The organism is Acidovorax sp. GW821-FHT09A11 (genome assembly GCF_059418365.1).
On record NZ_JBWKPS010000007.1, the window covers coordinates 77,550 to 103,373 of the forward strand.

At 68.9% G+C, this 25,824-nt stretch carries 26 protein-coding genes and 1 riboswitch; of the genes, 13 read left to right on the forward strand and 13 right to left on the reverse strand.

The annotated features are described in order from the left end of the window. Positions 1–6 precede the first annotated feature (6 nt). Positions 7–852 carry an SDR family NAD(P)-dependent oxidoreductase gene (locus AC07PV_RS18280; RefSeq protein ID WP_218296865.1) on the reverse strand — a complete coding sequence of 282 codons (846 nt, stop codon included), beginning with the start codon at positions 850–852 and terminating at the stop codon, positions 7–9. A 156-nt stretch (positions 853–1,008) separates the two neighbouring features. On the opposite strand from AC07PV_RS18280, the gene AC07PV_RS18285 reads away from it, so the two are divergent. Next, on the forward strand, positions 1,009–1,731 hold the full coding sequence (locus tag AC07PV_RS18285; RefSeq protein ID WP_218296864.1) for a GntR family transcriptional regulator: 723 nt from the start codon (positions 1,009–1,011) through the stop codon (positions 1,729–1,731). A 72-nt stretch (positions 1,732–1,803) separates the two neighbouring features. Here AC07PV_RS18285 and AC07PV_RS18290 read toward each other — a convergent pair whose 3' ends face one another. Genes AC07PV_RS18290 through AC07PV_RS18300 form a run of 3 tightly spaced genes read right to left on the reverse strand, consistent with a single transcriptional unit; the run spans position 1,804 to position 5,257 of the window. Further along, the gene (locus tag AC07PV_RS18290; protein WP_255591620.1) at positions 1,804–2,331 is read right to left on the reverse strand and encodes a hypothetical protein; all 528 of its coding nucleotides are present in this window, start codon (positions 2,329–2,331) and stop codon (positions 1,804–1,806) included. A 5-nt stretch (positions 2,332–2,336) separates the two neighbouring features. Further along, positions 2,337–4,316 (reverse strand): MFS transporter, encoded by a 1,980-nt coding sequence (locus tag AC07PV_RS18295; RefSeq protein ID WP_494630987.1) that lies wholly within the window; start codon positions 4,314–4,316, stop codon positions 2,337–2,339. Beyond that, a complete protein-coding gene (locus tag AC07PV_RS18300) occupies positions 4,313–5,257 on the reverse strand; it encodes a hypothetical protein (RefSeq protein ID WP_494630988.1) in 945 nt (314 codons plus the stop codon). The genes AC07PV_RS18295 and AC07PV_RS18300 overlap by 4 nt, the downstream gene beginning before the upstream one ends. A 126-nt stretch (positions 5,258–5,383) precedes the next feature. Here AC07PV_RS18300 and AC07PV_RS18305 point away from each other — a divergent pair, with 126 nt between their 5' ends. The 8 genes from AC07PV_RS18305 (at position 5,384) to AC07PV_RS18340 (ending at position 11,405) form a co-directional block, all read left to right on the forward strand. Continuing rightward, positions 5,384–6,124: a helix-turn-helix domain-containing protein gene (locus AC07PV_RS18305; RefSeq protein ID WP_218296863.1), complete on the forward strand. Its 741-nt coding sequence runs from the start codon at positions 5,384–5,386 to the stop codon at positions 6,122–6,124. A 308-nt stretch (positions 6,125–6,432) separates the two neighbouring features. Continuing rightward, entirely contained in the window at positions 6,433–7,314 is an 882-nt protein-coding gene (locus AC07PV_RS18310; protein ID WP_494630989.1) for a TetR/AcrR family transcriptional regulator, read from the forward strand. After that, the gene (locus AC07PV_RS18315; protein WP_494630990.1) at positions 7,311–7,871 is read left to right on the forward strand and encodes a DUF2867 domain-containing protein; all 561 of its coding nucleotides are present in this window, start codon (positions 7,311–7,313) and stop codon (positions 7,869–7,871) included. Before AC07PV_RS18310 ends, AC07PV_RS18315 begins: the two co-directional genes overlap by 4 nt. Further along, on the forward strand, positions 7,858–9,180 hold the full coding sequence (locus AC07PV_RS18320; RefSeq protein ID WP_494630992.1) for an ABC1 kinase family protein: 1,323 nt from the start codon (positions 7,858–7,860) through the stop codon (positions 9,178–9,180). Before AC07PV_RS18315 ends, AC07PV_RS18320 begins: the two co-directional genes overlap by 14 nt. Before the next feature lie 12 nt (positions 9,181–9,192). Next, positions 9,193–9,600: a DUF6463 family protein gene (locus AC07PV_RS18325; protein WP_494630993.1), complete on the forward strand. Its 408-nt coding sequence runs from the start codon at positions 9,193–9,195 to the stop codon at positions 9,598–9,600. A 72-nt stretch (positions 9,601–9,672) separates the two neighbouring features. Then, positions 9,673–10,056, forward strand: coding sequence for a hypothetical protein (locus tag AC07PV_RS18330; RefSeq protein ID WP_494630994.1), 384 nt, complete (start codon positions 9,673–9,675; stop codon positions 10,054–10,056). 187 nt (positions 10,057–10,243) lie between these two features. Next, positions 10,244–10,786, forward strand: coding sequence for a YXWGXW repeat-containing protein (locus AC07PV_RS18335; RefSeq protein WP_218296858.1), 543 nt, complete (start codon positions 10,244–10,246; stop codon positions 10,784–10,786). A gap of 166 nt (positions 10,787–10,952) precedes the next feature. Then, positions 10,953–11,405, forward strand: coding sequence for a hypothetical protein (locus AC07PV_RS18340; protein ID WP_369643803.1), 453 nt, complete (start codon positions 10,953–10,955; stop codon positions 11,403–11,405). Positions 11,406–11,444: 39 nt separating this feature from the next. Here the strand turns inward: AC07PV_RS18340 and AC07PV_RS18345 are convergent, their stop codons facing one another. Next, positions 11,445–12,227, reverse strand: coding sequence for a 2-keto-4-pentenoate hydratase (locus tag AC07PV_RS18345; protein WP_494630995.1), 783 nt, complete (start codon positions 12,225–12,227; stop codon positions 11,445–11,447). 216 nt (positions 12,228–12,443) lie between these two features. Beyond that, positions 12,444–12,557, forward strand: a riboswitch (glycine riboswitch). 95 nt (positions 12,558–12,652) lie between these two features. Here AC07PV_RS18345 and AC07PV_RS18350 point away from each other — a divergent pair. Beyond that, the gene (locus tag AC07PV_RS18350; protein ID WP_494630996.1) at positions 12,653–13,972 is read left to right on the forward strand and encodes a D-amino acid dehydrogenase; all 1,320 of its coding nucleotides are present in this window, start codon (positions 12,653–12,655) and stop codon (positions 13,970–13,972) included. Positions 13,973–14,039: 67 nt separating this feature from the next. Here the strand turns inward: AC07PV_RS18350 and sorU are convergent, their stop codons facing one another. After that, positions 14,040–14,345 (reverse strand): SorU family sulfite dehydrogenase c-type cytochrome subunit, encoded by a 306-nt coding sequence (gene sorU / locus AC07PV_RS18355; RefSeq protein WP_304505101.1) that lies wholly within the window; start codon positions 14,343–14,345, stop codon positions 14,040–14,042. Positions 14,346–14,485: 140 nt separating this feature from the next. After that, positions 14,486–15,697, reverse strand: coding sequence for a SorT family sulfite dehydrogenase catalytic subunit (gene sorT / locus AC07PV_RS18360; RefSeq protein WP_494630997.1), 1,212 nt, complete (start codon positions 15,695–15,697; stop codon positions 14,486–14,488). 220 nt (positions 15,698–15,917) lie between these two features. Here sorT and AC07PV_RS18365 point away from each other — a divergent pair, with 220 nt between their 5' ends. Together AC07PV_RS18365 and AC07PV_RS18370 are read left to right on the forward strand one after the other, a co-directional pair. After that, positions 15,918–17,093 (forward strand): rhodanese-like domain-containing protein, encoded by a 1,176-nt coding sequence (locus AC07PV_RS18365; protein WP_255591614.1) that lies wholly within the window; start codon positions 15,918–15,920, stop codon positions 17,091–17,093. Positions 17,094–17,268: 175 nt separating this feature from the next. Further along, a complete protein-coding gene (locus AC07PV_RS18370) occupies positions 17,269–18,591 on the forward strand; it encodes a hemolysin family protein (RefSeq protein ID WP_218296854.1) in 1,323 nt (440 codons plus the stop codon). A 52-nt stretch (positions 18,592–18,643) separates the two neighbouring features. Here AC07PV_RS18370 and AC07PV_RS18375 read toward each other — a convergent pair whose 3' ends face one another. From AC07PV_RS18375 to AC07PV_RS18400, 6 genes are all read right to left on the reverse strand, one after another. Next, on the reverse strand, positions 18,644–19,972 hold the full coding sequence (locus AC07PV_RS18375) for an FIST signal transduction protein (protein ID WP_218296853.1): 1,329 nt from the start codon (positions 19,970–19,972) through the stop codon (positions 18,644–18,646). Between the two features lie 74 nt (positions 19,973–20,046). Beyond that, the gene (locus AC07PV_RS18380) at positions 20,047–20,925 is read right to left on the reverse strand and encodes a PhaM family polyhydroxyalkanoate granule multifunctional regulatory protein (RefSeq protein WP_494630998.1); all 879 of its coding nucleotides are present in this window, start codon (positions 20,923–20,925) and stop codon (positions 20,047–20,049) included. Positions 20,926–21,013: 88 nt separating this feature from the next. Continuing rightward, positions 21,014–21,502, reverse strand: a complete 489-nt coding sequence (locus tag AC07PV_RS18385) for a copper chaperone PCu(A)C (protein ID WP_218296851.1) — start codon at positions 21,500–21,502, stop codon at positions 21,014–21,016. Positions 21,503–21,563: 61 nt separating this feature from the next. Then, the gene (locus AC07PV_RS18390; RefSeq protein WP_494631000.1) at positions 21,564–22,124 is read right to left on the reverse strand and encodes a YcnI family copper-binding membrane protein; all 561 of its coding nucleotides are present in this window, start codon (positions 22,122–22,124) and stop codon (positions 21,564–21,566) included. Between the two features lie 126 nt (positions 22,125–22,250). Beyond that, positions 22,251–24,554, reverse strand: a complete 2,304-nt coding sequence (locus AC07PV_RS18395) for a TonB-dependent receptor (protein ID WP_494631001.1) — start codon at positions 24,552–24,554, stop codon at positions 22,251–22,253. Between the two features lie 80 nt (positions 24,555–24,634). Then, complete coding sequence (locus AC07PV_RS18400; protein WP_218341257.1) at positions 24,635–25,003, reverse strand: DUF2946 family protein; 369 nt, start codon at positions 25,001–25,003, stop codon at positions 24,635–24,637. A 123-nt stretch (positions 25,004–25,126) separates the two neighbouring features. Between AC07PV_RS18400 and AC07PV_RS18405 the strand changes: the two genes are divergently transcribed. Then, complete coding sequence (locus AC07PV_RS18405) at positions 25,127–25,765, forward strand: glutathione S-transferase (protein WP_218296847.1); 639 nt, start codon at positions 25,127–25,129, stop codon at positions 25,763–25,765. The last annotated feature ends 59 nt before the right edge of the window (positions 25,766–25,824 follow it).

Here is a 25,824-nt window from a genome sequence, read left to right on the forward strand (position 1 = left end):
ATGGCGTCAGGCGGCCGGCTGTGGGGCCGTGTCCTTCTTCTCGAACCCTGGGCGGGGAATCAGGCCCAGCCAGGCCTGCGTCAGGCCGCCGTCGACGAGGAATTCCTGGCCGCTGATGTAGCTGGCCCGCTCGCTGGACAGGAACAGCACGGCGCCGGCGATGTCCGAGGGCGTGCTGATGCGGCCGGCGGGCACGATCTGTTCGCGCCGCAGGCGCACCGCGGGGTCCGTGTAGATGCCCTCGCTCATGGGCGTGCGGATCATCGCGGGGCTGACCACGTTGCTGCGCACGCCGTGCGCGCCCAGCTCGACGGCCAGCAGCTGCGACAGCATCTTCACGCCCGCCTTGCTCACGCTGTACGCCCCGCTGTAGGGCTGCGGAATGCTGGCCGAGATGGACGCGATGTGAACCATCGAGCCCCCGCCGTGGGCGATCATCTGCCGCCCGAAGGCCTGGGCGCACAGCAGGTAGCCGGTCAGGTTCACCGACAGCAGCTGGTTCCATTTGTCGACGGCGATGTCCATCAGCGCGTCGGCGTACAGGGCCGCGGCATTGTTGACCAGCAGATCCACCGCGCCCCAGGCCTTTTGCACCTGGTCCGCCGCCGCCTGCACGCTGTGCGGGTCGGTCACGTCGCAGGTGATCGGCAGGACCCGGCCCGGGTGCTCGCCCAGTCCGCCGGCGATCTCCGCCAGGCGCTGTGCATCGCGGTCGAGCAAGGCGACGCGGGCTCCCGCGGCCAGCAGCTGCACGGCGATCTCCAGGCCGATGCCGCCGCCTGCGCCCGTCACCACACCGGTGCGGTTTGCCAACCCCAGCCAGCCGCCATCTTCACTTGCAACCCTTGCCATATCCACGCTCGCCCTTCTTGATCAAAATCACGCATGGTGCGTAAGCGAGGCAATTATGTATACATGACTACTGATTTATCTCAGGGATAACCCGTAAAAATGCCATTAATGGCAGCACATGTATACTTGAAGAAAATTTCTACTGGAGCGGCAGGGATGAGAACTTTGGCCCAGGACGTGACCGAGACGCTGCGCAACTGGATCCTCAACGGGGAGATACGGCCCGACGAGCGGCTGGAGGAAATCCCCCTGGCCGAGAAGCTGGGCGTTTCGCGCACCCCCGTGCGCGCCGCCCTGAGCACCCTGGCCAGCGAGGGGCTGGTCGACCACCAGCCCAAGCGCGGCTACCTGGTGCGCGGCTTCAACATGGAGGAGATCGTCGCGGCCTACGAGGTGCGCGCGGTGCTCGAAGGCCTGGCCTGCCGCAACGCCGCCATGCGCGGACTCACGCCCGAACAGGCGCAGCGGCTGCGCGGGGCGCTGGCGGACGGCGACCGCATCCTGGCCCTGGGAGAACTGAGGCCCGAAGACCACGAGCCCTACCAGCAGATGAACGTGACCATCCACGACACGCTGCTGGAAGCCTCGGGCAACCCCTGGGTCACGCGCTTCGCGGAGCAGGCGCAGAACATTCCCTTCGCCTCGGACCGCATCATCCTGTGGGACGACCATCCCATCATCCTGCGCTCGCACGGCGACCACCACCGCATCATCGAGGCGGTCATCGCGCGCGACTGTGTGCGTGCCGAGCAGCTGATGCGCGAGCACGTGTACTACGCAGGGCTGATCCTGCGGCGCAACTACGAGAAGCTGCTCTCGTGCGGGGACGCAGCGCCGGGGGCCAAGCCACCGGCGCGCCGGGGTGCGCCCAAAGACTGACCCGGCGACAGGCCAGGCGGAACGCCCGAGGGCGGTTCCCGGCCCATGTATCCATGCCGGCAGGATCGCGGCTCAGGCGCGCAGCCAGGCCTGCAGGTGCGGATAGGGCGCAACGCCCGAAGAGGCGGCCTGTGCGGGCGATGCCGCGAGGCCCGCCGACACCAGCCCGGCAGCGCCCAGATACACGCCCAGCTCGAAGGTCATGCGCAAGCCCTGCGAGTGGCCGTGGTAGCCCCCTTCGTGGAACAGCACGGCCGATGGCAGCCGCAGATGCTGCAGGGCGGCCCAGGCCCATGCCGTGGCTTCGATCTCGCCGCCGTGCGGCACGGGGGGCAGTTCGGCAAGGGCATCGTCCATGCCCGCGCGCAGGGCTGCGGGCACCACGGCCAGGTGTCCGGCCTCGTGCAGCAGGTCGCCGGGCCACCGCAGCCGCGCCAGGTCCACCCTCAGGCCGCCGCGCGCGATGCGCACGCCGGGCAGGAAGCTGTTGCCGCCGGCAAGCTCGTCCTCGGCCACGTCCAGGCCGATCTCCCGCAGAAAGGCCATGATCTTGCGGGCCAGCGCGGTGCGCTCTTCCTGTTCCACCCGGTCCTGCTCCATGGCGGTCAGGCTCCGAGCAGGTCCGCCACGCGCGAACGCAGCAACGAAGGCTGCACGTCCGACGGCGCCACGGCGTGCCCCACGTTCAGGCCCACGCGGCTGTAGAAGCCCCTCCGGAAGGGCCGCACCATGGCCCCGCCCTGCTCGATGCGGCTGAAGTACGAGCCCCACAGATTGGTCAGCGCCATGGGAATGACGGGCGCCTCGATGCCCTCTTCGCGGGCACGCTCGATGATCTTCATGATGCCGCCCTTGAACTCCTGCAGCTGCCCGTCCTTGGTGATGCCGCCTTCGGGAAAGATGGCCAGCAGGTCGCCTTCGCGCAGCACCTGCGCGGCGCGGTCGAAGGCGGCTTCGTAGGTCTTGGGGTCTTCCTTGTAGGGCGCGATGGGGATGGCCTTGGCCAGGCGGAACAGCCAGCCGAGCACCGGCACGCGGAAGATGCGGTGGTCCATCACGAAGTAGATGGGGCGCGGGCTGGCCGCCATGAGCAGCACGGCATCCACAAAGCTCACGTGGTTGCAGGCCAGGATGGCCGCGCCCGTGCTGGGCAGGTTCTCGTCGCCCTGCACCTTGAAGCGGTAGACGAAACGCGAGGACACCCAGGCCACGAAGCGCAGCAGGTACTCGGGCACCAGCATGAAGATGTAGAACGCCACCACCGCATTGGCCAGGCCGGTGAACAGGAAGATCTGCGGCACCGTGAAACCGGCGCCCAGCAAGGCGCCCGCGATGAGCGAACTCGCGATCATGAACAGCGCGTTCAGGATGTTGTTGGCCGCGATGATGCGCGCGCGGTGCGTGGGCTGGCTGCGCATCTGGATCAGCGCGTACATGGGCACGCTGTACAGGCCCGCGAACAGGCTGAGCAGCGCCAGGTCGAGCATCACGCGCCAGTGCTGGCTCTGCGCTAGAAAGGTGCCAAGGCCCATGATCTCCGCGGGCGGCAGGCTGCGCGCGGCGAAGTACAGGTCGATGGAGAACACGCTCATGCCGATGGCGCCCAGGGGCACCAGGCCGATCTCGACATGGCGGCGCGAGAGCACCTCGCACAGCAGCGAGCCGATGCCGATGCCGATGGAGAACACCACCAGCAGCAGCGAGGCCACCTGCTCGTTGCCGTGCAGCACCTCCTTGGCCAGGCTGGGGAACTGGCTCAGGAACACCGCGCCGAAGAACCACATCCAGCTGATGCCCAGCAGCGAGCGGAACACCACGATGTTGCCATGCGCGAGCCTGAGGTTGCGCCAGGTCTCGGTGAAGGGGTTCCAGTTGATCGTGAGCCCCGGGTCGGTGGCCGGCACCGGGGGAATGAACTGCGCCACGGCGCGCCCCGCCAGCGCGGCCACCACGCAGGCCACGGCCACCGTGGTGTGGCCGATGCCCGGCAGCGCCACCAGCAGCCCCCCCGCCACGTTGCCCAGCAGGATGGCCACGAAGGTTCCCATCTCGACCATGCCGTTGCCGCCCGTGAGTTCGCGCTCGTTGAGCACCTGCGGCATGTAGGCGAACTTGACCGGCCCGAACAGCGTGGAGTGCACGCCCATGAGGAAGGTGCACAGCAGCAGGACGGGCACGTGGCCCGCGATGAATCCGAAGGCGGCCACCAGCATGATGGCGATCTCCAGGTTCTTCACGAAGCGGATCATGCGCGTCTTGTCGTACTTGTCGGTGAGCTGCCCCGAGGTGGCCGAGAACAGCAGGAACGGCAGGATGAACAGCGCGCCGATCACCAGCCCCGCCATCGCGGGCGGCAGCCACGACACGCTGAGCTGGTACGTCACCATCACGGTGAATGCGAACTTGAAGAGGTTGTCGTTGGCGGCGCCGGAGAACTGGGTCCAGAAGAACGGGGCGAAGCGCCGCTGGCGCAGCAGCGCGAACTGGTTCGGGTCCTCATGCCCATGGCTCGGGCTGCCCGTGTGCTGCACGGAGTGCACGTGGGGCGCCTGGGGCACGCTGGCTGGGGTGGTCTCGGGGTTCATGCGTTTCTCCTCGTGTCCAATGGGTCGGCGGTGGCTGCTGTGTGTGTTGGTATGGCCCGGCGCACCCGGGGCTGGAGGCCCTGCCCGCGTGCGACACCCATGGTGTGGGCGCCATTCTGCCCGCACATGGCGGCAAATGCGGGGCGCGGTGCGCGGCTGTGGCGCGAAGCCGCCAGCGCATCCAGCGCCATCAGCACCGGCCAGGCAGCGCCAGCCGCCAGCACGTGCTTGAGGCTGTGGCCCGACACCCACTGCGCCGTGGCGTCGAACACGGCATGGTCGGCCGCCTCGAACAGCTTGGCCACGGCGTACATCGCGATCACGGCGCCCAGGTGCACCGGCAGCGTGCCCGCACGCCGGGGCAGCAGGGCCAGCGCCAGCACCACCAGCATCCCGCCCAGCTGCACCACGGCCCAGGGCAGCAGGTTGCCGGTGGTGGACCACCACAGCACCGCAGCCGGACCCGCCAGCAACACCGTGCCTGCGGCGGCCCAGCCCGCCCGGGCGCTCACCCGGCCACCCGCCGCCAGGCCCAGCAGGCCCGCGAAAGGCAGCACCATGCCCAGCCGGTCCCACAGCAGGCCCGCATCGTCGGGCACCGCGTGGTACAGGCCGGAGCCCACGGCCGTGCACACCAGGCCCGCGAAGAACAGGGCCGCGAAGACCCGGGAGGCCGCATCCATGGCCGGGCGCTCCACGCGCCGCAGCCACCGCAGCCCCCACAGGCCGGCGGCGGCGAATGGCAGGTTGCTCAGGACATCCAGCGCGCAAGGGATGCCCCACAGCGCGCGCTGGTCAGCAAAGGCATGCTGGTGGGTGCTGGCCGGCAGCGCCGGGCCCAGGCACGCCAGCCCCAGCAGCAGCACGGCGAGGCCCAGCAGGGCCCCCTCGGCGCGCGACGGGTCGGGGCGATGGCGAAAGGGAGCGGGGAGAACGGTCATGGTCGTCGTGTCCGTGGGCAGGTGGTTGATCGATGCAGCGCAGTGTCTTCAGCCCAACGGCCCCGGGCCGCGAAAAGTCGCACGGAGGGCCACCCGGAGCACCCTGGGTACCGATAATCGATACCCATGAGCACCACCGCCGACCTCGTTGCCGCCCTGAAAAAGGAACTCAAGACCGCGCAGATGACCTACGCGGACCTGGCCCAGGCCCTGGGCATGGCCGAGTCCAGCGTCAAGCGCATGCTGGCCAAGGGCGACATGCCGCTGTCGCGCATCGACGCTATCTGCCGCGCGCTGGCGCTGGACTTCGCCGACCTGGCGCGCCGCGTGGCCGACAGCCAGCCCTTGCTCAAGGAACTGAGCCAGGAGCAGGAGCGCGCGGTGGTGGCCGACAAGAAGCTGCTGCTCATGGCCATCTGCGTGCTCAGCCAGTGGACGCTGGAGCAGGTGACCACCACCTACCGCCTCACCGAGGCCGAGGGCATCAAGTACCTCGCGCAGCTCGACCGCATCGGCATCATCGAGCTGCGGCCGCTGAACCGCTACCGCCTCAAGCTGGCCAAGACCTTCCGCTGGCGGCCCCACGGGCCGGTGATGAACTACTTTCGCGAGCATGCGCTGCTCGACTACTTCGCGGGCGGCTTCGACGGCCCGGGCGAAGGCGTGCTGCTGGTGCACGGCACCATCAGCCGGGGCCTGGCGCCCGCCTTCATGGAGCGCATGCAGCGCGTGGCGCAGGACTTCGCGCAGCAGCACCTGGCCGACCAGAAACTGCCGCCGCGCGAGCTGGAGGGCTACACCCTGCTGCTGGCCATGCGCAGCTGGGAGTTCGAGGCCTTCACCGGGATGAGACGACTCCCCCCCTGAGCCGCTGCGCGGCGTCCCCCGCGGGGGACGCACCCGGTGGCCCGGCAGAGCCGGCTCCACGGGTGCACCGGCCTTGGGCGCGCCGGTTTCGGAGGGCGATGGCATGGCATGGCGGGGGGCCGGGCGAGCCAGCACAAACACTATCTTTTTGATAGCTTCTTGCGCTTTACCGACAAGCGGTAGAGGGCTAAAAAGTGCTCAGAACAGCCGCCTCCAGCGCACCGAATGCCCGTTTCAGCGCCGGTTGACTCTTTAATGCGAATACACTATTCTTTAAATAGTAAATTTTACCAATTTAAAGATATCAAATGAAGACCACCCGCCAACAGCAAGATGCCACCCGCCGCCAGATCGTGGCCAGCGCGGTGGACCTCATGACCCGCCAGGGCTTCGACGGCACGACGATGAAGGACATCGCCCGCGCCGCCGGCATTGGCGACGCCACGATCTACAAATACTTCCCGACCAAGGACCGCATCGTGCTGGGCTACCTGGACGACGTGGCCCACCAGGCGCTGGCCGACACCCTGCAGACGCCCGGCTTCGCGGGCTACGGCCTGCAGGAAAAGCTGCAGCGCCTGACCGACGCGGTGCTGGAGCGCCTGCTGGCCGACCGCGAGTTCGTGGCCCAGGTGCGCAGCCTGGCGCGGCGCTCGCCGCTGTCGATGCTGGCCGAGCCCCTGGCGGCCCGGCACAGCCTGCGCGAGGCCGTCGCCAGCTTTCTGGAAGCAGCCGAGGCCAGTGGCGAGATCGAGCCCTGCGACTTCAAGGGCATGGCGGGCGGGCTGTACACCGACTACCTGGCCGGTGTGGTGACGTACTGGCTGGCCGACACCTCCGAGGAATTTGCCGACACCACGCAGCTGGTGGACCTCTCGCTCGGCGTGCTGGTGCAGGCGCTGCGCGGAGGGCTCGTCAACCGCGTGCTGCAGCTCGGTGGCTTTGTGCTGCGCAGCCAGATGGCCCGCATGGTGCAGCACAGCAGCGGCCTGATGGGCATGCTGCAGCTGGCCAGACAGGCGATGGCCAGCGCACCGCCCGGCCCTGCCCCCGCCTACAAGGCAGCAGCCGAAACATCCCACTCGCCGGAGCCTTCAACACCGCCGCGCGCGCCGCGCAAACCCCGCGCTGCCGGCCCGGCACCCGCCGCACAGCCAGTGGCCACGCCCCGCAAGAGGAAGTCCGCATGACCACCGCCCCCGCCGTGCGCGAAATCCAGGTGCCCCCAGGCACCGTCATCCATGCCACCTTGCATGACGCGGATTTTTTTGACGCCTTCACAACGACCGATCCCCGCCCCGCCGCCAGCGCATTGCAGACCTGGCTGGAGGTCTTGGCCAGGACACCGCGGTGGACGGAGCAACTTCTGGCAGTGCGCAACAAGCTGGTGCGGCTGATGGGTCTCAAGGACGTGGGGCAGTTGCAGGACGTGCATCCGCTTGCCAGCGGAGCCTCTCCAACCAATGCGCGCAGCTACCGCGTCGGAGACCGCGTGGGCATCTTCCTCATCCGCCATCTGAGCGACACCGAAGTGGTGATGGGGCAGGACGACAAACACCTGGATGTGCAGGTCTCGCTGACCAAGCACGGCCAGCCTGGCAGTGCCCCCACGGTCGTCATCAGCACCGTGGTGCACATCCACAACACGCTGGGCCATGCCTACATGGCCGTCATCACGCCGTTTCACCGCCGCATCGTGCAGGCCATGCTGCAACAACTGGCCGCTTCAAACCATGGCCCGGGCTGACCCGCCGCGCACCAGCCGGCTTGCGCGCGGCACCATCACGGGCCTGGCGGCGGCACGCATCGGCATGGCCCAACTAGGCCATCGCGTGCGCAGCACGCCGTCTGCCCAGGCGCAGGCCGACCACGAGGCCGCCCTGGGCCGCATCCTCTTTGGCGCCCTGGGCCAGCTGCGGGGTTCGGCGCTCAAGGTATCGCAACTGCTCAGCATGCACCCGGGCCTGCTGCCCGACGGCGTGCGGCAGGAGCTGGCGCGCGCCCACCACCAGGCGCCGCCGCTCAACCGCGCGCTGGTGGGGCGCGTGTTCCGCCAGGCCTTCGGCCAGGAGCCCGAGGCGCTGTTCGACCACTTCGAGCCCACCGCCTTCGCCGCCGCCAGCCTGGGCCAGGTGCACCGCGCACAGCTGGCGGGCCACGGCACGGTGGCCGTCAAGGTGCAGTACCCCGGCATTGCCGCCACCATCGCCAGCGACATGCAATTGATGCGCACCGCGCTGCGCGCGCTGGCCCACACCGACATGCCCCTGCCCGCCAGCACCGTGGTGGACGGCGTGATGGCCGAGATCGAGGCCACGCTGCTGCGCGAGGTGGACTACCTGCAGGAAGCCGAGCAACTGCAATGGTTTGCGCAGCACGCGGCTTTGCCCGGCGTGGTGCTGGCGCGGCCCATCCTGTCGCACACGCGGGCCCAGGTGCTCACGCAGCAGTTCCTGCCGGGCCAGCACCTGCAGGCCTGGCTGGCCACGCAACCCACACAGCAGCAACGCGATCAGGCCGGGCAGCACCTGTGGGACTGGTTCATGCACTGCACTTTTGTGCTGGGCCGGGTGCATGCCGATCCGCACCCTGGTAATTTTCTGTTCGCCCCCGATGGCACGGTGGGTGTGCTCGACTTTGGCTGCACGCGCAGCCTCTCCGGCGGGTTTCGGGCACAAGTGGCACAGGCGTGGTCCGCACTGCAGCGCCCTCCCTCCGACCCGCAGCGCGACGCGCTGGTGCTGCAGGCCTACCAGGCACTCGGGCTCGTCAACGCCGGCCTCACCGTGCCGGCCTACACCGCCGAACTCGCGCCCGCGCTCGCCGACATGCAGGCCTGGCAGATGGAACCCTTCACGCAGGCGGTTTTCGATTTTGGCGCCAAGACGCCGCCGCCCATCACCGCCGGCCGCCACCAGCGCGTGCTGGGCGAGCACCTGGTGCAGGTGCCCGGCGAAATGCCGGCGTTCGAGCGCATGTGGATGGGCCTGATGCACCTGCTCACGGGGCTGGGTGCACGGGTGCGCACGCATTGCCCCGCCCTTCTTTCTTCCTAGGAACCCGCCCACATGACCACCCTGACCTCCCCCTCCCCTCGCTCTGCGGCCATGCCGCCTCGCAGCCGCTGGAAGGGCCCGTGGATGCTGGCCGTGGCGCTGCTGCACACGCTGTATGCCGCCGTCGTGTTTCCGACCCAGTTGCAGGAGATCGTGCGGCGCGGCGTTTTCAACAGCGTGCAAAAAGACCCGGCCGTGGGCGCCGTGGTCTGGTTTGTGCTGTTCGGCGTGTTGTTCGCGTTGCTGGGCTGGGCCATCCTGCTGGCCGAACGCAACACAGCCATGGCGCCCGTCCCCATGCGCGGGCTCGGTGCCGGGTTGCTGGCACTCACGCTGCTGGGCATCGTGCTCATGCCCGCCTCGGGCTTCTGGCTGGCGCTGCCGCCCGCGCTGGCCCTGTGCTGGCCCCCAAGGCGCTGAAGGCGACGAAGACGGATCGACGCGCCGCGTCTGCACCTTCCACGGCCACCCTGATTGACTTGAAAACTGTCCATGATGAATACTGCGCTGGTACTGGCAGCCGGGGGCCTCGCCCTGGTGGGCGTTGCGCACTCGGTGCTGGGTGAATTCCTCGTGTTTCGCGCACTGCGCACGCAGGGCGTGGTGCCCACCGGCGGCAAGCCCGTGCTGCACGAGCGGCAGGTGCGCATCCTGTGGGGCACCTGGCACCTGGTCACCGTGCTGGGCTGGGCCCTGAGCGCCCTGCTGTGGCGCCTGGGGACCGTACCCGGGGATGCCAACCTGGGGGCCTGGGTGGCTGACGTGGCCGGGCTGGCCACCTTGGTCAGCGGAATGCTGGTGTTCTATGCCACCGAGGGCAGGCACCCTGCCTGGTTTGCCTTGCTGGTGGTGGCGGCCCTGGTGTGGTGGCGTTGACACGCGCGGGCCTGCACCGGACGGCCGCCTGCACGCCCCGGCGTGAAAGAAATCACGAAAAGCCCCGCCTTTGCCGCCACGGGAAACACAACTTCACAAGACTTCGCAATTCGCCTACACCGTCTTGACGCAGCATCTGCACCATGAAGTCTCCGGTTCCGCAAGGAATCATTTTGAGGAGACCATCATGGCCCGCAATGCACTCGCCGCTGCTTCCATCGCCCTGCTGTCGCTGGGCGCCGCGACCGTGGCGCAGGCACAGACCAGCGCCACCGTCGTCATCCAGTCGGGGCAGCCCCACCACTACCAGGCGCCGCCCGCGCCGGTGATGGTGCAGTACGGCCCACCCCCGCCACCGCGCTACGAAGTGGTGCCCCGCCCCCGCCGCGACATGGTGTGGGTGCCTGGGTACTGGGACTGGCGCGGCCACCGCCACGTCTGGATCCAGGGCCACTGGGTGAAGGCCCGCCCGGGCTACTACTACCGCGAGCCCCGCTGGGTGGAGCATGGGGGCCGCTGGGAAATGCGCCCCGGCGGCTGGGACCGCGATGGCGACGGCATCCCCAATCGCTATGACCGCGACCGCGATGGCGATGGCATTCCCAACCGCTACGACCGCGACCATGACAGGGACCGCGACGGCGTGTCCAACCGCCACGACCGCGACCGCGACGGAGACGGCGTGCCGAACCGCCACGACCGCCGCCCGGACAACCCCTATCGCAATTGACGGGGCCTGAGCGCCGCCCGCCCCCTCGAGGGCGGCGGGCGCGCCAGGAACTGGCCCTCGCCGCCTACGCACCCCCCCGCAGGGCGCCTACGCGGCCCGGCTGCCCGTGCCGCCACCATGCAGTGACCGCTTCCGCAAGGAACATCAGGAGAATCCCATGACCTTCATGACCCGCAAGACATTCACCGCAGCCTCCATCGCCTTGATGGCTCTGTGGACCCTCCCGCAGGCGCATGCCGCCACGCAGGGCACCGTCATCGTCCAATCGGGCCAGCCGGAGCGCAGCTACCACGCCACGCAGTACCAGGTGAGGCCCGCGCCCCCTCCCCCGCGCCATGAAGCCGTGCCCCGCCCCCGCCGGGGCCAGGTGTGGGAAGAAGGCCACTGGGAATGGCGTGGCAACCGCTACCAATGGGTGCGCGGCCACTGGGTGCAGGCCCGCGCCGGCCACCAGTATCGCCAGCCGCACTGGGTGGAACGCGAAGGCCGCTGGGAGTTTCAGCGTGGCGGCTGGGACCGTGACGGCGATGGCGTCGCCAACCGCCATGACCGCGACCGGGACGGCGACGGCGTACCGAACCGCCGCGACCAGCAGCCCGACAACCCGCGCCGCAACTGACCCCACGCCCGGCGCGCGCGCCGCGCAGGGCGCCGCCGGTCAGCCCAGTTGAAGTTCGGCGCGCCCCAGGCCGGGAAACTCAGCCACCACCACCGTGCCCGGCGCCACCATCACGGTGCCGGTGCAGGACCCGGTGGTCACCCACTGTCCCGCGCGCAGCCCACCCAGGCTGTGCGCGCCGCCATTGGCCAGCCAGGCGAGCAGGCGCAAGGGATCGCCCGCCGGGTTGCCCCAGCCAGCGTGCCGCACGGCCTGCGCGCCATTCACCGACAGCACCACGGGCTGCCGCATCGGCTGCACCGACTGCGCGCTCTCCGTTCCCGACCCCACGATGAGTGCCCCATGGCAGGCCTGGTCGGCCAGCCGGCTCCACTCGCCTTGCTGCGCCCAGGCGGCGTAGCGCGTGTCGCAGACCTCGATGGCCGCCCGCACCGACGCCACGGCGGACAGCACCTCGGCCTCGCTGTAGGGCTGCGCCCGGGCAGGCAGATCGGCACCCAGTTCGTACACCAGTTCCGCCTCCACACCCAGCACGGCGAAGCCCGCGCAGGACAGGCGCACCGCGCCCCCGCCGGCCATCGCAAACACCGAATCGCGCGCCAGGGCCGCCCGCGCAGGCAGCGCCTGCGGCGACGCCGCGCCCACCTTCCAGCCCGCGATCTCGCCGCGCTCGCGCACCACGGCGTCCTGCACGGCATAGGCCTGGGCAGCGTTCTGGGGACGCAATGCGGCGGGCAGGTCGAGGGGACGGGGCGTGCGCCCCAGGCGGGCCATGGTGAGCACGGCCGCGCTGGTCAGCGGATCAAAGGCGGTATCGGGCATCAAGGCGTCCTGGAGAGAAAGGCGAAGGTTCCGGCGGATTATGGCCAACCCCGTGCCCGCAGCATCAGCAACGATTGCGATTCATTAGCGCGGACAAAGCGGTTTTTGCGCGATGCGGGCTCCTAGAATGGCCCCCGCAGGAGAGTCAGCGGCCCCGTCCGCTTCACCGAAGGCGCAAACTCCCATACACGCTCAGGTCCCGTACTGCACCATTCATCAAAGCCGTCTGGAGAGCCGCTTCGCGCAACGCGAAGCGCACCGAAGGAGCAAACCGCGCGCCATGTGGGCCGCGCGGTGAATCTCTCAGGTACCAAGGACAGGGGGAGCGGCAGCTTGGGCATTCATGCGCCAGCTGCACGCTATTGAATTCATAGCTGCCAGCGCATGTTGTTCTAGCGCCAGAGCCCAGAAAGGCTTTGAAAATCATGCGCGTGATCGTTTTGGGCGCCGGCTTGCTCGGCGTGACTTCGGCTTATTTCCTGCAACAGCGCGGCCACGAGGTGACCGTCATCGACCGCCAGGGTGCGCCCGGCGCCGAGACCAGCTTCGCCAACGGTGGCCAGATCTCGGTGAGCCACGCGGAGCCCTGGGCCAACCCGAGCGCGCCGCTCAAGGTGCTGCAGTGGCTGGGCAAGGAGGATGCTCCACTGCTGTTCCGCCTGCGCGCCGACATGCGGCAATGGCTGTGGGGCCTGTCCTTCCTGCGCAACTGCACGCCCGCGCGCACGCGCCACAACATCGAGCAGATCGTGCGCCTGGGCACGTACAGCCGTGACACGCTGCAGCAGCTGCGCGCGGCCACCGGCCTCCAGTACGACCAGCGCACGCAGGGCATCCTGCACTTCTATACCAACCAAAAAGAGTTCGACGGCGCCCTGGCCCCGGCCGAGCAAATGCGCCAACTCGGCTGCGAGCGCCAGGTGATCAGCGCCGACGAGGCCGTGCGCATCGAGCCTGCCCTGGCCCATATCCGCCAGCAGCTGGCCGGAGCCACCTACACGGCCGAGGACGAATCCGGCGACGCCAACCAGTTCACACGCGAGCTGGCCAAGCTGTGTGAAGAGGCGGGCGTGCAGTTCCGCATGGGCCACCACATCACCGCGCTGCGCGAGGCAGGCGGCCGCATCGACCACGTGGAAGTGACCAATGCCGAAGGCCGCTTCGAGCGCGTGCGCGGCGATGCGTTTGTGCTGGCCATGGGCTCGTTCAGCCCACTGCTCGCGCAGCCGCTGGGCATCCAGCTGCCTATCTACCCGGCCAAGGGCTACTCGGTGACCATGCCGGTCAAGGACGCCAGCAAGGCGCACCAGGTGAGCCTGACGGACGACGAGTTCAAGCTCGTGTTCTCGCGCTACACCAGCGAACGGGGTGGCGACCGCCTGCGCATCGCCGGCACGGCCGAATTGAACGGCTACGACCGCCACCTGAACCAGGTGCGCTGCGACGCCATCGTGCGCCGCGTGGAGCAGCTGTTCCCCGGCGCGGGCGATGCCAGCCAGGCCCAGTTCTGGACCGGCCTGCGCCCCGCCACACCCAGCAACGTGCCGCTGATCGGCGCCACCAAGGTGGCCAACCTCTTCCTCAACACGGGCCACGGCACGCTGGGCTGGACCCACGCCTGCGGCTCGGGCAAGGCCCTGGCCGACATCGTGAGCGGCCGGGTGCCCGAAGTGGACTTTGCATTCCAGGGTCTGCAGGGGTGCGCTCCCGACAAGGCGCTGGTGCCATCGCGCACCACGGCCTGAACGGGAGCACAGCGGGGTTGCAGCACCGCCGCGCAGGCGGCGCTGCCACCACGGGCCAGCGCCCGGCCTACCTGGCAGCGCCCGTGGCGTGCGCCACGAACTGCGCCACGGCCTGCATGTCCTTCTCGCTCATGCGTTCGGCATACGAAGGCATCACGCCGATGCCCGCCTTGAGCGCGCGCAGCACGCGGCCCGCGTCGGGCTTGAGCTCATCCAGCACCGGGCCCACCTGCCCCTCGGCACCGGCGGCCTGCAGCGTGTGGCACACGGCGCAGGCAGGCTGGATCTTGATGAACAGCTCCTTGCCCCGCGCCAGCTCGGCGGCATCCGCCGCCCAGCCGGCACCCGTCCACAGCAGCAGCACGCTCGACATGGCCGCGAGCGCAGGCACGCGCAAATGCTGGAAACCGATGCGCCCCAGCACCAGTGCCACCGCGGATCTGGCACGGCCAGTCCGGGGGGCGCGCTCCCCTCCAGGGGGGAAGGCGCGCAGCGTCTCAGGGGGGCGCCCGGTCACGCTGCGGTCACCGTGACCGCATGGTCGCGCCAGCTCGCGTTGTTGTAGCCGCCCAGGTTTTCCTCGCGCTGCTCGGCCTGCACATTGCCTGCGGCATCGGTGGCGCGGCTGGCCAGCACGTGCGTGCCCGCCGCCAGCGTGACCGGCAGCACGAACTGGCGCCACGCGAACTTGCCCAGATCGGGGCCGATGAGCCGCGCGGCCTGCCAGGTCTTGCCGCCGTCCACCGAGACCTCCACGCCCTTGATGGCCTGCGTGCCGCCAAAGGCCACGCCATGCACCTGCACCTGGCCGGCCTTGAGGGGGCCCTTCTCGGGCAGAGGGCCATTGATCCAGGACTTGACGCCCATCTCCCACACCGACGGCTGGTCGGGGCTGGCCTTGGAGCCGGGGGGCGACATGCGGTAGCCGTGCGACATGATGCGCGCCTGCGACTGTGCGCCGGTGAAGGCCACGCGCTTGACGTACTTGATGTTGTTCACCCCCTGGTAGCCCGGCACCACCAGCCGCAGCGGGCCGCCGTGCGCCAGCGAGATGGGCTCGCCATTCATTTCCCAGGCCAGCAGCGCGTCCTCGGTGGCCTTGATGGGCACGGAGCGCTCCACCAGCACGGACAGCGGGTCCACGCCGTCGGGCAGCTTCTCACCCCCCGTGCCCGTGAGGTAGGCCGCGCCATCGGCGAGCCCGCCCAGCGCCGCCACCACATTGCGCAGCGGCACGCCGCTCCACACGACGCACCCCGCCGCGCCCACGGCCCAGGGCGTGCCGCTGGGCTTGCTGGGGAAGAAGCCACGCCCGTTGCCCGAGCACTGCAGCACGGTGGCCACGGTTTCCACGCCCAGGGTCTTGAGCTCGGCCAGGGTGAGGCTGCGCGGGTTCTTCACGCCTTCGACCGACACCGTCCAGGCGTCCCGGTTGTCCAGGATGGCCGCATCGGGCGCAGGCAGGTTGTTGCGCACATACAGCTGGTTGGAGGGCGTGATGACACTGGTGCCGAAAGCCGAGCGCCGGGTTTCCAGCGTGCTGCTGCTGTGCACGATGAGCGCATCGGAAGACTTCCATCCCGCGTACGCGGGCAGCGGCTTGGCGGGGCTGGAAGCCTGCTGCGCCCTGGCGCTGCCGGTCCATCCGGCCAGGCCCAGCGCGCTCAAGGCAGCGGCGCTTCCGGCCAGCATGTGGCGGCGCGGCAATGTCATGGAATCTTTCATGGAAACGGTCTCCAAAATAATGATTGAACAGGCAGGCTCGCGACAGCGGTGGGCAGGCCCACGGCTTTCAGCCTAGGCCGCATTCTGTGCGGCAGCCCCTGCGCACCGCGCGCGACATGTCGTTAGTAAACGTAACAAATACAAAACATCGGAAACATTCGTACGCAGATACGGAGGGCGTGGGCATATTCGCCCTTTCTTTTGAGAGAGGGCGCGCGCCATGAACACTGACTGGAGACCCATGGGCGGCAAGCTCGCGGTGCTGCTTTTCGCGTGCGCGGCCTGTGCCGTGGCGCAGGCCCAGCTCACCGCCATGGTGGCGGTGGAGCCCACGGCCCGCAAGGCGGCCCACTCCATCCTGCGCACGGCCGCCGAGTCCGGGCTCTCCAAGGCGGCCGGCCAGACGGTGGCCCTGGCCACCAGCGACGAACTGGCCGACGTGATGCGCGCCACGCGCAGCGCCAGCCACGACATCTTTATTGGCCCCGCCCAGGTGGCCGCTTCCGCCCTGCAGCGCGGCTATGAACTGGTGGGCGCGACGCAGAAATCGGACAGGTACCTGCTGGTCGGCCTGCCGCAGATCGACGCGGTGCCGGCGATGAAGGGCCGCAGGCTCTACCTGCCCCAGCAGGATTCGCTCTATACCTACATGGCGCGCGGCATGCTCAACGAGGCGGGCCTGTCGTTCCAGGACCTGCGGGCCGTGCAGTACGAGAAGTTTCCCCAGGCGGGACTCACGGCCCTGACGCTGGGCACGGCCGACGCCACCGTGGTGCGGGAGGACGAGTGGGCGGAATGGTCCGCCGCGCACCCGGGCACCGCGCGCGTGCTGGCCACCTCGCAGCCGGTGCCGGGCGGGTTTTCCATCGTGGTGAAGAAGGACCTGCCCGCCGATGCGCGCGGCAAGCTGGCCCAGTGGTTTGGCGGGGCCTCGTCCGCCACCGGCCTGCCCCCGGTCGCCGTGCGCCCCGAGGCCGCGGAGTACCGGCGCGTTGCGGAGCTCGGCCTCTTCACGCCCACCAGCCTGCCCGGGGTGAACCGCATCACCGCGCGCGAGGCGCAGAGCCTGCAGGCCCAGGGCGCGACGCTGGTGGACACGCGCACCGAAAAGGAATTCAAGACCCGGCGCATCCGGGGCGCCGTGTTTGCCGCCTATGTGGAAAAGAGCCTCAAGGACGTGGCGTTCAACGCGGCCCAGGACGATTTCCAGGCGCTCGACAAGATTCCCAGCCTGGACAAGGCCAAGCCCGTGATCTTTGCCTGCAACGGCGCCGAATGCTGGAAGTCCTACAAGGCGGCCAAGGTGGCGGCGGCCAAGGGCTTCAAGTCCGTGTACTGGCTGCGCGGCGGGCTGCCCGAGTGGGACGCGACCGGGCTGCCCACCGAAGGCGGCTGAGCACGCGGCGCACGGGCCGCCACGGACCCCGCGCCAGGCCTGCCCTGCGGCCTGCGCGCCCTGCACCATCGGGTGCCGCGCGCGCAGGCGCCGTGGCCCTTGGGAAACCCGCCGCGCCCCCGTCCTTACAATCCCATACTCATCAACACCCAAGGGCGTGCAAGGCGCCCTTTGTATGGAAATAGCAATACTGTTCGCCCTCATCCTCCTCAACGGCCTGTTTGCCATGTCCGAGATCGCCCTGGTCACGGCCCGCAAAGCCCGGCTGCAGAAGCTGATCGATGAGGGCGATAGCGGCGCCGCCGCCGCCGTGAAGCTGGGCGAGGACCCCACCCGCTTCCTCTCCACCATCCAGATCGGCATCACGTCCATCGGCGTCCTCAACGGTATCGTGGGCGAGGCCGCGCTGGCCGCGCCGCTCGCGTCCTGGCTGGAGTCGCTGGGCGTGCCGCTGCCCTATGGCGGCTATGCGGCCACGGGGCTGGTGGTGGTGCTGATCACGTACTTCTCCATCGTCGTGGGCGAGCTCGTGCCCAAGCGCATCGGCCAGTCGTACCCCGAGACCTTCGCCCGGCTCGTCGCGCGGCCCATCAACTTCCTGGCGCTGGCCACCAAGCCGTTCGTGCTGCTGCTGTCCACGTCCACGCGCACGCTGCTGCGCCTCCTGGGCGTGAAGGAAACCAGCGGCAGCCCCGTGACCGAGGAAGAGATCCACGCCATGCTGGTGGAAGGCACCACGGCCGGCGTGATCGAGTCGCACGAGCACACCATGGTGCGCAACGTGTTCCGGCTCGATGACCGCCAGATCGGCTCGCTCATGGTGCCGCGCGGCGACGTGGTGTGCCTGGACATCGATGCGCCGTTCGAAGACAACCTGCAGCGCATCGAAGAATCCGACCATGCCCGCTTTCCCGTGGTGCGCGGCGGCATGGACAACATCCTGGGCGTGCTCAACGCGCGCCAGTGGCTGTCGCGCACGCTGCGCGACCGCGCCCACGGCCTGACCCAGCAGACGCTGCAGACCGCGCTGTACGTGCCCGAAACCATCACGGGGATGGAGCTGCTGGACAACTTCCGGCTGTCGGACGTGCACATGGCTTTTGTCATCGACGAGTACGGCGAGGTGCAGGGCATCGTGACGCTGCAGGACCTGATCGAGGCCATCACTGGCGAGTTCCAGCCGCGCGACCCCGAGACCTCGTGGGCGCTGCAGCGCGAGGACGGCAGCTGGCTGCTGGACGGCCACATTCCCGTGCCCGAGCTGAAGGACCGCCTGAACCTGGACACCGTGCCCGAAGAGGAGCGCGGCCGCTACCACACGCTCAGCGGCATGATCATGCTGCTGACCGGCCGCCTGCCCAAGGTGACCGACACGGTGCAGTGGGAGAACTGGAAGCTCGAAGTGGTGGACATGGACGGCAAGACCATCGACAAGATCCTGGCCACGCGGCTGACGCCCGAGGAAAAAGCCGAGTCCGACGAGAACGGCGCGGGCTGAGCGGCGTTGGCGATTGCGGGGGCTGCTGCACCGGCCCGCCCCCTCTTCTACATCAGGACGGTGAGGGCTCGCCGTCCACAAACACGGTCAACACGCCGGTGTAGCCGTACAGATGGTGGTGGGCAATCTCGCCGCCCGCAAAAAAACCGGCCAGCGGCACATCGCCCAGCGCGTGTCGCACGATCTGCAGTTCGGCGCTGGGGCCGCCAAAATGCGGGCCGCCACGGCCCGAGCAGCTCACGTAGATCGCGCCGCAGATGCGCCGGCCCGCCTGCGGGGCGAGGCTGCCCTGGCCGCCCGCGGCGGGCCCGGCGGCCGCGCCCGCCGCGGCATCCGAGACCAGCGGCACGGGCTCCAGCTCCTCTGGCGACAGTTCCTCGCGGATCTCGGCGCAGATGCGCATGAGGTCGGCGCGCGCCGCGGCCACGTTGCGCTGGCAGAACGCCAGGTGCATGCCGGCCTCGACCTTGTCGGCCAGCGCCACGCCCCGGCGGGCGCCGTCCAGCCCGACGATGTGCCGCACCCGCGTGTCGGTGCCGAAGTGGCCCGTGCGGCGCTGGCCCTGGGGCTGCTCGCCCGCGCTGACCAGGCCCGCCAGCGTGGCGCGCACCTTGCGCAGGGCGGGCTGGGGATCTCCGTCGAGCGTGACGTCCAGCGTCTCCAGCAGCACGTCCAGCGCGGGTTCGCCGTCGAGCTGCAGCACCACGTTCTCCTGCGCGTCGGTGATGGTGCGCAGCGCCCCCACGGGCTGGCAACCCTGCGTGACGCGCGACACCAGCGCCACGCCGGCGCCAAACGCCACGCCCGACAGGCCGCCATCGAACACGCCGCCCGCCGCGCCCTGCCCGGCCATGTTCCCATCGCCCCCCACGGCGAACTGCACGCTCGCGCCGCGGCTTGCGCTCAGGCCCCCAAAGAGATAGCCCGTATCGGTGCGGGCCGCCATCTCCGCCAGCAGTTCGGCCAGCTCGGGCGTCTGGCCATCGGCATGCACCAGCGCGGTGTGCGCGACGAAGCCGCTGGCCGGGTGGCGCGGGTGGTTGGGCAGCGGTGCCACGCCCGAGAACACGCGGTACTGGTCGGCGGGTACATCGAGCAGCAGCACCGACAGCGCGGGCTCGTCAAAGTACTCGGCATTGTTGGCCGATACGCCCACGCCCACGGTGCCGCTCCAGTCCGTGACCTCGGGCAGTTCGCCACTGAGGTGGTCGAGCAGCGCCTGGGCCTCGCTGGCGTAGTGGTCGGTGATGTAGAGCAGGCCCAGCGTGGGCGCCGAGGCGTATTCGGGCAGCGCCATCTGGGCGCGCAACTGCGCCAGAACCAGCGCGGCGGCCATGCGCCACTGGGGATGGGTGGCGTGGCCGGAAGGGAAAAGCTTCATGGTGTGGATCTCCGTGCCAGGGGCGGTGGCGGGGGTGTCGGGCCCCCACGGGTTGCCACCCGCCCGCGTTGGCGTCAGCCCGCCCGCTTGCGGGCCGCCGGGCTTCGGGTGCTGCTGCCGGTTTTTTTGGCGGCGGGTTTCGCCGTGGTCTTGCGGGCCGCGGGCTTCTTGGTGGCGGCGGTCTTCCTGGCGGTGCCCGCCGCCGCGGCACGCTTAGCGCCGCCCTGCATGGTCTGCATGCCCTTGGCGGCGAACTGGGTGGCCATGCCGGTGGCCGTCTTGAGGGCTTCCTTGGCGAGGCCCGTGGCCATGTTCTTGGTGGTGTCGATGGCGGTCTGCTTGGCCGCGTCCTTCATGGCGTTGGCGGCGATCTGCTGGAACTGGCCGGTGAGCGCGCCCCACCACTGCATCGGGTCCACCACGGTGGGCGCGGCGGCGGCGGCCGCTGCCGCCTTGCTGCCCTTCGCCTTGGCCTTGGCGGGCTGGGCGGCGGGCTCGGCGTCCTCGCCCTCGTCTTCTTCTGCTTCTTCGGCGGGGCTCGCGCGGCCCGTGACGCGGGCGGCGGCACCAGCGACGGCACCGGCCGCGCCGCTCACCGTGTCGGCGGCTTTCTGCACGCCGCTCATCACGGTGTCGGCGGTCTTGAGCTTGAAGGCATTGGCCACGTCACCCATGCTGAAGTTCATGCCCTTGAGCGTGGCCAGGGTCATCTTCTGCACCTCCAGCGCCTGGATGGTGGCGGCCAGCGCGCGCGAGTTCTGCTCCAGCCAGAACTGCACGGCCTTGAGTTCGTCGATGCGCTTTTCGAGCTCTTCCACGCTGATGGTGGGCGCTACCCAGTTGCTCAGGTTGGGCAACTGCGGAATGCTGCTGGACGCCCCCTTGGCCAGGCTCTGCAGAAAGTCAAAACCGGGAACAAGTTTGCCGAAACCGAAATTCGATGTGTCGCTCATGGCCGCTCCGCAAGAGGTGGGTCTGTGGTGGGGTCACAGCTTACTCCAATGCGTTGCGGCCGCGAAGGCAGTGGCGCAGGCCAAATCCTCAGTGTTTGTGCTCATGCGCCTTGGCGCCGCCGGGCGCCGACGTGCCCACGGGCACGCTCAGTTCCAGCTTGCTCTCCGCGCCCTTGGCGTCCTGGAACACCAGCGTGATGGGCACCGAGCTGTCCTTGGCCAGCGGGGCCTTCAGGTCCAGCAGCATGACGTGGTAGCCACCGGGCTTGAGCTCCACGGTCTTGCCCGCGGGCAGGTCCAGCGCGGGCACGGCGCGCATCTTCATCACGTCGCCTTCCATTTTCATCTCGTGCACTTCGGTGACGCCCGCAGCGGGCGACTCGGCGCGCACCAGGCGGGCGCCGTCCCGGGCGGTCAGCTGCATGAAGGCTCCGGTGCCCTTCTGGCCCTGCACGCTGGCGCGCGCCCAGGCGCCTTCGACCTTGACGGCGGCGGTCTGTGCCCACGCAGCAGGGGCGCTGGCCAAGGTCGCGGCCAGTGTGGAAACGAGGGCTGCGGTGCGAAGCAGTTTTTTCATGATGGATGTCTTTCGGATATCAGAAGGAAAATTGGATGGAACAAGCCCGTGGGCCTGACTGTCAATGATGGTGGGCACCGCCGCCGCCCGTGGGCAGAATCTCCAGCGCCGCCGCAGGGGACTTCAGGTCCGAAAGTTTCTGGCCCGCCTTGGGCACGTCAGTCCAGTCGTTCCGGCCTTCGGCACAGGCCTGGCGCACGGGCCAGTACACGGTGCCCGCCTGCTCGGGCGCCTGGGCCACGAGCACGAACTCATCGTAGTGCGCGCTTTGCAGCATGTCCTCCGGGGTCTTGGCCGTCCAGGTGATGCGCACCACGTCCTCGGTGATGCTGCGGCCGTGGCTGGTGTACGGCTGGGCCAGCTTGTCGCGTTGCACATCGAGCGTCCAGCCCGGCTTGGGCATGGGGCGCGCGCCGCGCATGCCGGCCGGGATGTCCACCGCGATCTGCCGCGTGGGCGACGCGCCGCAACCGTGGCCGACCTTGAAGCTCGCCTTGTAGCTGGCGCCTGCCGGGGCCACCTGGTATTCGAGCACCACATGGGCGGATGCAGAGCCAAAAAGGCCTCCAGCGCTTAATAGTAAAGCGGTGGCAGCTATATTTTTCATACTGTTTGATTTCATATTCAGACCTTGCGTTTCAACGATTCATTGCCTTCAACACTGGCGCGCCCGAGGCGAGCGCCACCGCGGAACCGGCTTCGCCGGGCCGCTGGAGGCGTCCCCCTTGGGGGAAGCGGCGCAAGCCGCTCAGGGGGTTACTTTCAATTCAGCCAGGTAGGTGCGCTGCGGGTAGGGGTGGAAGTTCCAGAACTGGTAGTTGTTGAGGTTGTCGATACCCACGGCAGCGCTCACCTGCTTGGTGATCTGGTAGCGCACACGCACATCGGTGGTGAAGTAGCGGCTGGCGCCCTGGTAGGCAAAACCGTTCACGTCGGTGTTGTCCAGCGTGCTGTACTGCCTGCCGCTGTAGCGCGCGCCCAGCGTGTATGACCACTTGTCGTCGGGCCGGTACGTGGCCACGGCACTGGCGCGCCACTCGGGGATGCGCGGCTGCCACTTGCCCACGCTGGCGGGAAACTTGTCGTTGCGGGTGATCCTGGAGTCCGTCCAGGTCAGGCTTGAACCGAGGTCGAGCCCACGCAGAAGAACATTGGCGGCCTGGTACGACAGCTCGATGCCCTTGGTGCGGATGGCATCCACGTTCTGCACGTTGGTCACGTTGGGCGTGACGAGCACGTTGGTCTGCGAATACAGCGCGTCCTTGGTGCGCTCAAAAAACGCGGTCAGGCGCAGCAGCCCATTGCCCATATCGCGCTCGGCCGTCAGCTCGGTGGTCCAGCTCTTTTCGGGTTTCAGATTGGGGTCGTTGTTGATGAGCGCGCCGCTGCCGCTGATGCCGCCCTGGTACAGCTCGGCCACGGTGGGCATGCGCACGGCGCGGCCGGTGGAGGCCTTGAGCACCCACAGGTCGCTGGCCTGGTAGGCCACGGCAGCCTTGGGCGAGACATGGGTCTCGTTGCGCTCGGGGTGGCTCAGCGTGGTGGTGGCGTTGCCGGTCTGGCCATTGCTGGCGCTCCAGCGCTCGGCGCGGACCCCCAGCACGGCCTTCCACTTCGGCGCGATCTTCCAGGTGTCTTGCGCCCACAGGCCAATGAGCTGGGTGTCGCCGTTGAAGGCCTGGTTGCGGGCGCCTGCATCACCGCTGATCCAGTTCGTCGTGGCGTTCTCCACGGTGCGCAGCTGGTAGCTGTCGCGCTGCAGGCCAAAGTCCACGATGTGCGTGCCCAGCACCCCATCCGGACGCCAGGTGCCTTTGGCGGCCAGCGTGTTCCAGCCCGTGCCCTTGCCGTTGACGATGCGGCCCGCGCCGCCATGCAACGCGGCGGGCATCGCCACCGTCGCGGCACGCAGGGTGTCGGTCTGGTAGTCGTACAGGCTGGCGGCCACTTCCCAGTCGAACGTGCCCTGCGTGTGGCTCTTGACCGAGAGCCCGTGCATGAAGTGCGTGAGGTTCTCGTTGGACACATTGAAGTCGGTGGGCGCCAGCGTGTACGAGCGGCCGTTGATGTTGACCGTGCCGCCGTACACCGCATTGCCGTTGGCGTCGCGCAGGTAGCTGGCGGGGCGCCCTTCGGATTCGTTGTGCCACCAGCCCAGGGTGTAGGCCGCGCGCACGGTGGGCGAGACGTCGTAGGCGATCTTGGCCTTGATATGGTCTTGCTGCGTGTGGTACTGCGTGGCCGTGCCCAGCAGGTACCAGGGCTGGTTGCCGCGGTTGTCGCCCAGCACGGCACCCGTCACCGGCGTGCCTGCATGGCCCACGGCGCCTGCAGACACGAGGCGCGTGGGGAAGGTGAGCGGCTGGCCCTCGCTGTCGGTCTTGTTGAAGTTGAGGAACCACGACCAGTCGCCATTTTTGTTGCCCACCGAGGCGCTGACCTGCTTGCCCGCGTAGGTGGCGCTGGTGCCGTACAGATCGAACGGCTGGTGCTGGTAGCTCACCTGCGCATGCGCCTCGAACTTTGTCGGCATGCGCGTCACATAGTCCACCACCGCGCCCACCGAGTTGCCGGCGTAGGCGGCCGAAAACGGGCCGTAGAGCACGTCCACGCGCTCGATCTCCTCGGGCGTGACCAGCATCCAGCGCGGCGCGTTGGTGGGGCCGTTGCCCAGGTAGTTGGAGAGCAGGATGCCGTCGGCGAACACCATGGACCGCGCCGGGTTGCCCGTGCCCGAGGCGCGGGTGGACAGCACGGCGTGGTTGTAGTCGCCGATGTAGCGCTTGCGCACCAGCAGGCTGGGCAGGTACTTGAGGGCATCTTCGCTGTCGGTGGCGTTGATCGAGTGCTCGATCTGCTCGCGCGTCACGCCCTCGATGGTGGTGGGAATCTGCGTGGGCAGCGACGTGGGCTGGCCGCCGCGGATGGTGACCACGCCCAGCTCCTTGACGGGCGTGCTGCTGTCAGCGGTCTGGGCCCACGCGGGCACGGCCCAGGACAGGGCAAGGGGAAAGGCGCCGGCCACGGCCAGCGCCATGCGGCTTTTGCGCATGGGAACTCCTGAATTTCAAGCCAAATAGGCCGTCAGCGCTTATCCATCAAGCGCGAACAGCTATCAAACAAATAGCAATTTCAGGAGAAAGCGGGGGGCCCGCGCGGCGGCAGCGGCGCGGCGGTGCGCGCAGCGATGTGCGCGGCGGGGATGGGGCGCAGGGCGTGCGCCAGGGGGTGGACCACGGGCAGCCGGGCCTGGGACACGGGAGGTGGAGCGCCGACATGCGCACACAGGGGGCAATCGAGCGTGTGGCTGGACATCTCCTGCATGCCATCGTCGGTCTTGACCAGCAGCTTGATCGCGCCCGAACCCGAGCAGATCAGCTCCATCGCCTGGGGGTTGACCAGGGGCGAGGCCACGGCCACGCCGATGGACAGGACAAACCACGCCAGCACAAGGCGGGCGAGCCAGCGAAGGCCGCGGATGGTTTGCAGGGAGGAAGGCATGGCAGGGTGATTGTAGGTGGCCCGGCCCCGGCCGCCTTGATCAGGGTCATCTGCGCGACGGACGCGGCAGGAGCGCCCGCCTACCATGCGCCTGTCATCCACAACTACAAAGGAGACTCCACCATGCTCACACTCTGCGGCTTTTCCGCCAGCAACTACTACAACAAGGCCAAGCTCGCCCTGCTCGAAAAGGGCCTGCCCTTCACCGAGGAGCTGGCCTGGGTCGGCGAGACCGACCGCAGCGCCAGCCCGCTGGGCAAGGTGCCCTACCTGCGCACCCCCCACGGGCCACTGTGCGAATCGGCCGTGATCGCCGACTACATCGAGATGGCCCACCCCCAGCCCGCCCTGCTGCCCGCGGACCCCTATCAGGCCGCCAAGGTGCGCGAGCTGATCACGTTCCTGGAACTGCATCTGGAGCTGGTGGCGCGCAACCTGTACCCCCAGGCCTTCTTTGGCGGCAGCGTGAGCGAGGCCGCCCGCGACAAGGTGGGCGCGCAGCTGGAGAAGAACATCGCGGCGTTCGGCCAGCTGGCGAAATTCAGCCCTTACGTGGCGGGCGACACGTTCACCATGGCCGATTGCGCGGCCATCGTTCACCTGCCACTGGTGAGCTCGGCCACCAAGATCATCTATGGCCGCGACTACCTGGCCGCGCTGCCCGTGCGCGACTACCTCGCGCGCATGGCCGAACGCCCGCACGTGCAGCGCGTGAACGCCGACCGCAAGACGAACACCGCCGACATGCTGGCGAGGAAGTGAAGCTTGAGCGCAGCCCCGTGAGCCGCTGCGCGGCTTCCCCCGGAAGGGGCCGCACCAGT

What these genes read in the sequence shown, in the direction of transcription:
- AC07PV_RS18280 (WP_218296865.1), bottom strand. Translation starts at nt 852, where the DNA reads ATGGCAAGGGTTGCAAGTGAAGATGGCGGCTGGCTGGGGTTGGCAAAC.
- AC07PV_RS18285 (WP_218296864.1), top strand. Translation starts at nt 1,009, where the DNA reads ATGAGAACTTTGGCCCAGGACGTGACCGAGACGCTGCGCAACTGGATC.
- AC07PV_RS18290 (WP_255591620.1), bottom strand. Translation starts at nt 2,331, where the DNA reads ATGGAGCAGGACCGGGTGGAACAGGAAGAGCGCACCGCGCTGGCCCGC.
- AC07PV_RS18295 (WP_494630987.1), bottom strand. Translation starts at nt 4,316, where the DNA reads ATGAACCCCGAGACCACCCCAGCCAGCGTGCCCCAGGCGCCCCACGTG.
- AC07PV_RS18300 (WP_494630988.1), bottom strand. Translation starts at nt 5,257, where the DNA reads ATGACCGTTCTCCCCGCTCCCTTTCGCCATCGCCCCGACCCGTCGCGC.
- AC07PV_RS18305 (WP_218296863.1), top strand. Translation starts at nt 5,384, where the DNA reads ATGAGCACCACCGCCGACCTCGTTGCCGCCCTGAAAAAGGAACTCAAG.
- AC07PV_RS18310 (WP_494630989.1), top strand. Translation starts at nt 6,433, where the DNA reads ATGAAGACCACCCGCCAACAGCAAGATGCCACCCGCCGCCAGATCGTG.
- AC07PV_RS18315 (WP_494630990.1), top strand. Translation starts at nt 7,311, where the DNA reads ATGACCACCGCCCCCGCCGTGCGCGAAATCCAGGTGCCCCCAGGCACC.
- AC07PV_RS18320 (WP_494630992.1), top strand. Translation starts at nt 7,858, where the DNA reads ATGGCCCGGGCTGACCCGCCGCGCACCAGCCGGCTTGCGCGCGGCACC.
- AC07PV_RS18325 (WP_494630993.1), top strand. Translation starts at nt 9,193, where the DNA reads ATGACCACCCTGACCTCCCCCTCCCCTCGCTCTGCGGCCATGCCGCCT.
- AC07PV_RS18330 (WP_494630994.1), top strand. Translation starts at nt 9,673, where the DNA reads ATGATGAATACTGCGCTGGTACTGGCAGCCGGGGGCCTCGCCCTGGTG.
- AC07PV_RS18335 (WP_218296858.1), top strand. Translation starts at nt 10,244, where the DNA reads ATGGCCCGCAATGCACTCGCCGCTGCTTCCATCGCCCTGCTGTCGCTG.
- AC07PV_RS18340 (WP_369643803.1), top strand. Translation starts at nt 10,953, where the DNA reads ATGACCCGCAAGACATTCACCGCAGCCTCCATCGCCTTGATGGCTCTG.
- AC07PV_RS18345 (WP_494630995.1), bottom strand. Translation starts at nt 12,227, where the DNA reads ATGCCCGATACCGCCTTTGATCCGCTGACCAGCGCGGCCGTGCTCACC.
- AC07PV_RS18350 (WP_494630996.1), top strand. Translation starts at nt 12,653, where the DNA reads ATGCGCGTGATCGTTTTGGGCGCCGGCTTGCTCGGCGTGACTTCGGCT.
- sorU (WP_304505101.1), bottom strand. Translation starts at nt 14,345, where the DNA reads ATGTCGAGCGTGCTGCTGCTGTGGACGGGTGCCGGCTGGGCGGCGGAT.
- sorT (WP_494630997.1), bottom strand. Translation starts at nt 15,697, where the DNA reads ATGAAAGATTCCATGACATTGCCGCGCCGCCACATGCTGGCCGGAAGC.
- AC07PV_RS18365 (WP_255591614.1), top strand. Translation starts at nt 15,918, where the DNA reads ATGAACACTGACTGGAGACCCATGGGCGGCAAGCTCGCGGTGCTGCTT.
- AC07PV_RS18370 (WP_218296854.1), top strand. Translation starts at nt 17,269, where the DNA reads ATGGAAATAGCAATACTGTTCGCCCTCATCCTCCTCAACGGCCTGTTT.
- AC07PV_RS18375 (WP_218296853.1), bottom strand. Translation starts at nt 19,972, where the DNA reads ATGAAGCTTTTCCCTTCCGGCCACGCCACCCATCCCCAGTGGCGCATG.
- AC07PV_RS18380 (WP_494630998.1), bottom strand. Translation starts at nt 20,925, where the DNA reads ATGAGCGACACATCGAATTTCGGTTTCGGCAAACTTGTTCCCGGTTTT.
- AC07PV_RS18385 (WP_218296851.1), bottom strand. Translation starts at nt 21,502, where the DNA reads ATGAAAAAACTGCTTCGCACCGCAGCCCTCGTTTCCACACTGGCCGCG.
- AC07PV_RS18390 (WP_494631000.1), bottom strand. Translation starts at nt 22,124, where the DNA reads ATGAAATCAAACAGTATGAAAAATATAGCTGCCACCGCTTTACTATTA.
- AC07PV_RS18395 (WP_494631001.1), bottom strand. Translation starts at nt 24,554, where the DNA reads ATGCGCAAAAGCCGCATGGCGCTGGCCGTGGCCGGCGCCTTTCCCCTT.
- AC07PV_RS18400 (WP_218341257.1), bottom strand. Translation starts at nt 25,003, where the DNA reads ATGCCTTCCTCCCTGCAAACCATCCGCGGCCTTCGCTGGCTCGCCCGC.
- AC07PV_RS18405 (WP_218296847.1), top strand. Translation starts at nt 25,127, where the DNA reads ATGCTCACACTCTGCGGCTTTTCCGCCAGCAACTACTACAACAAGGCC.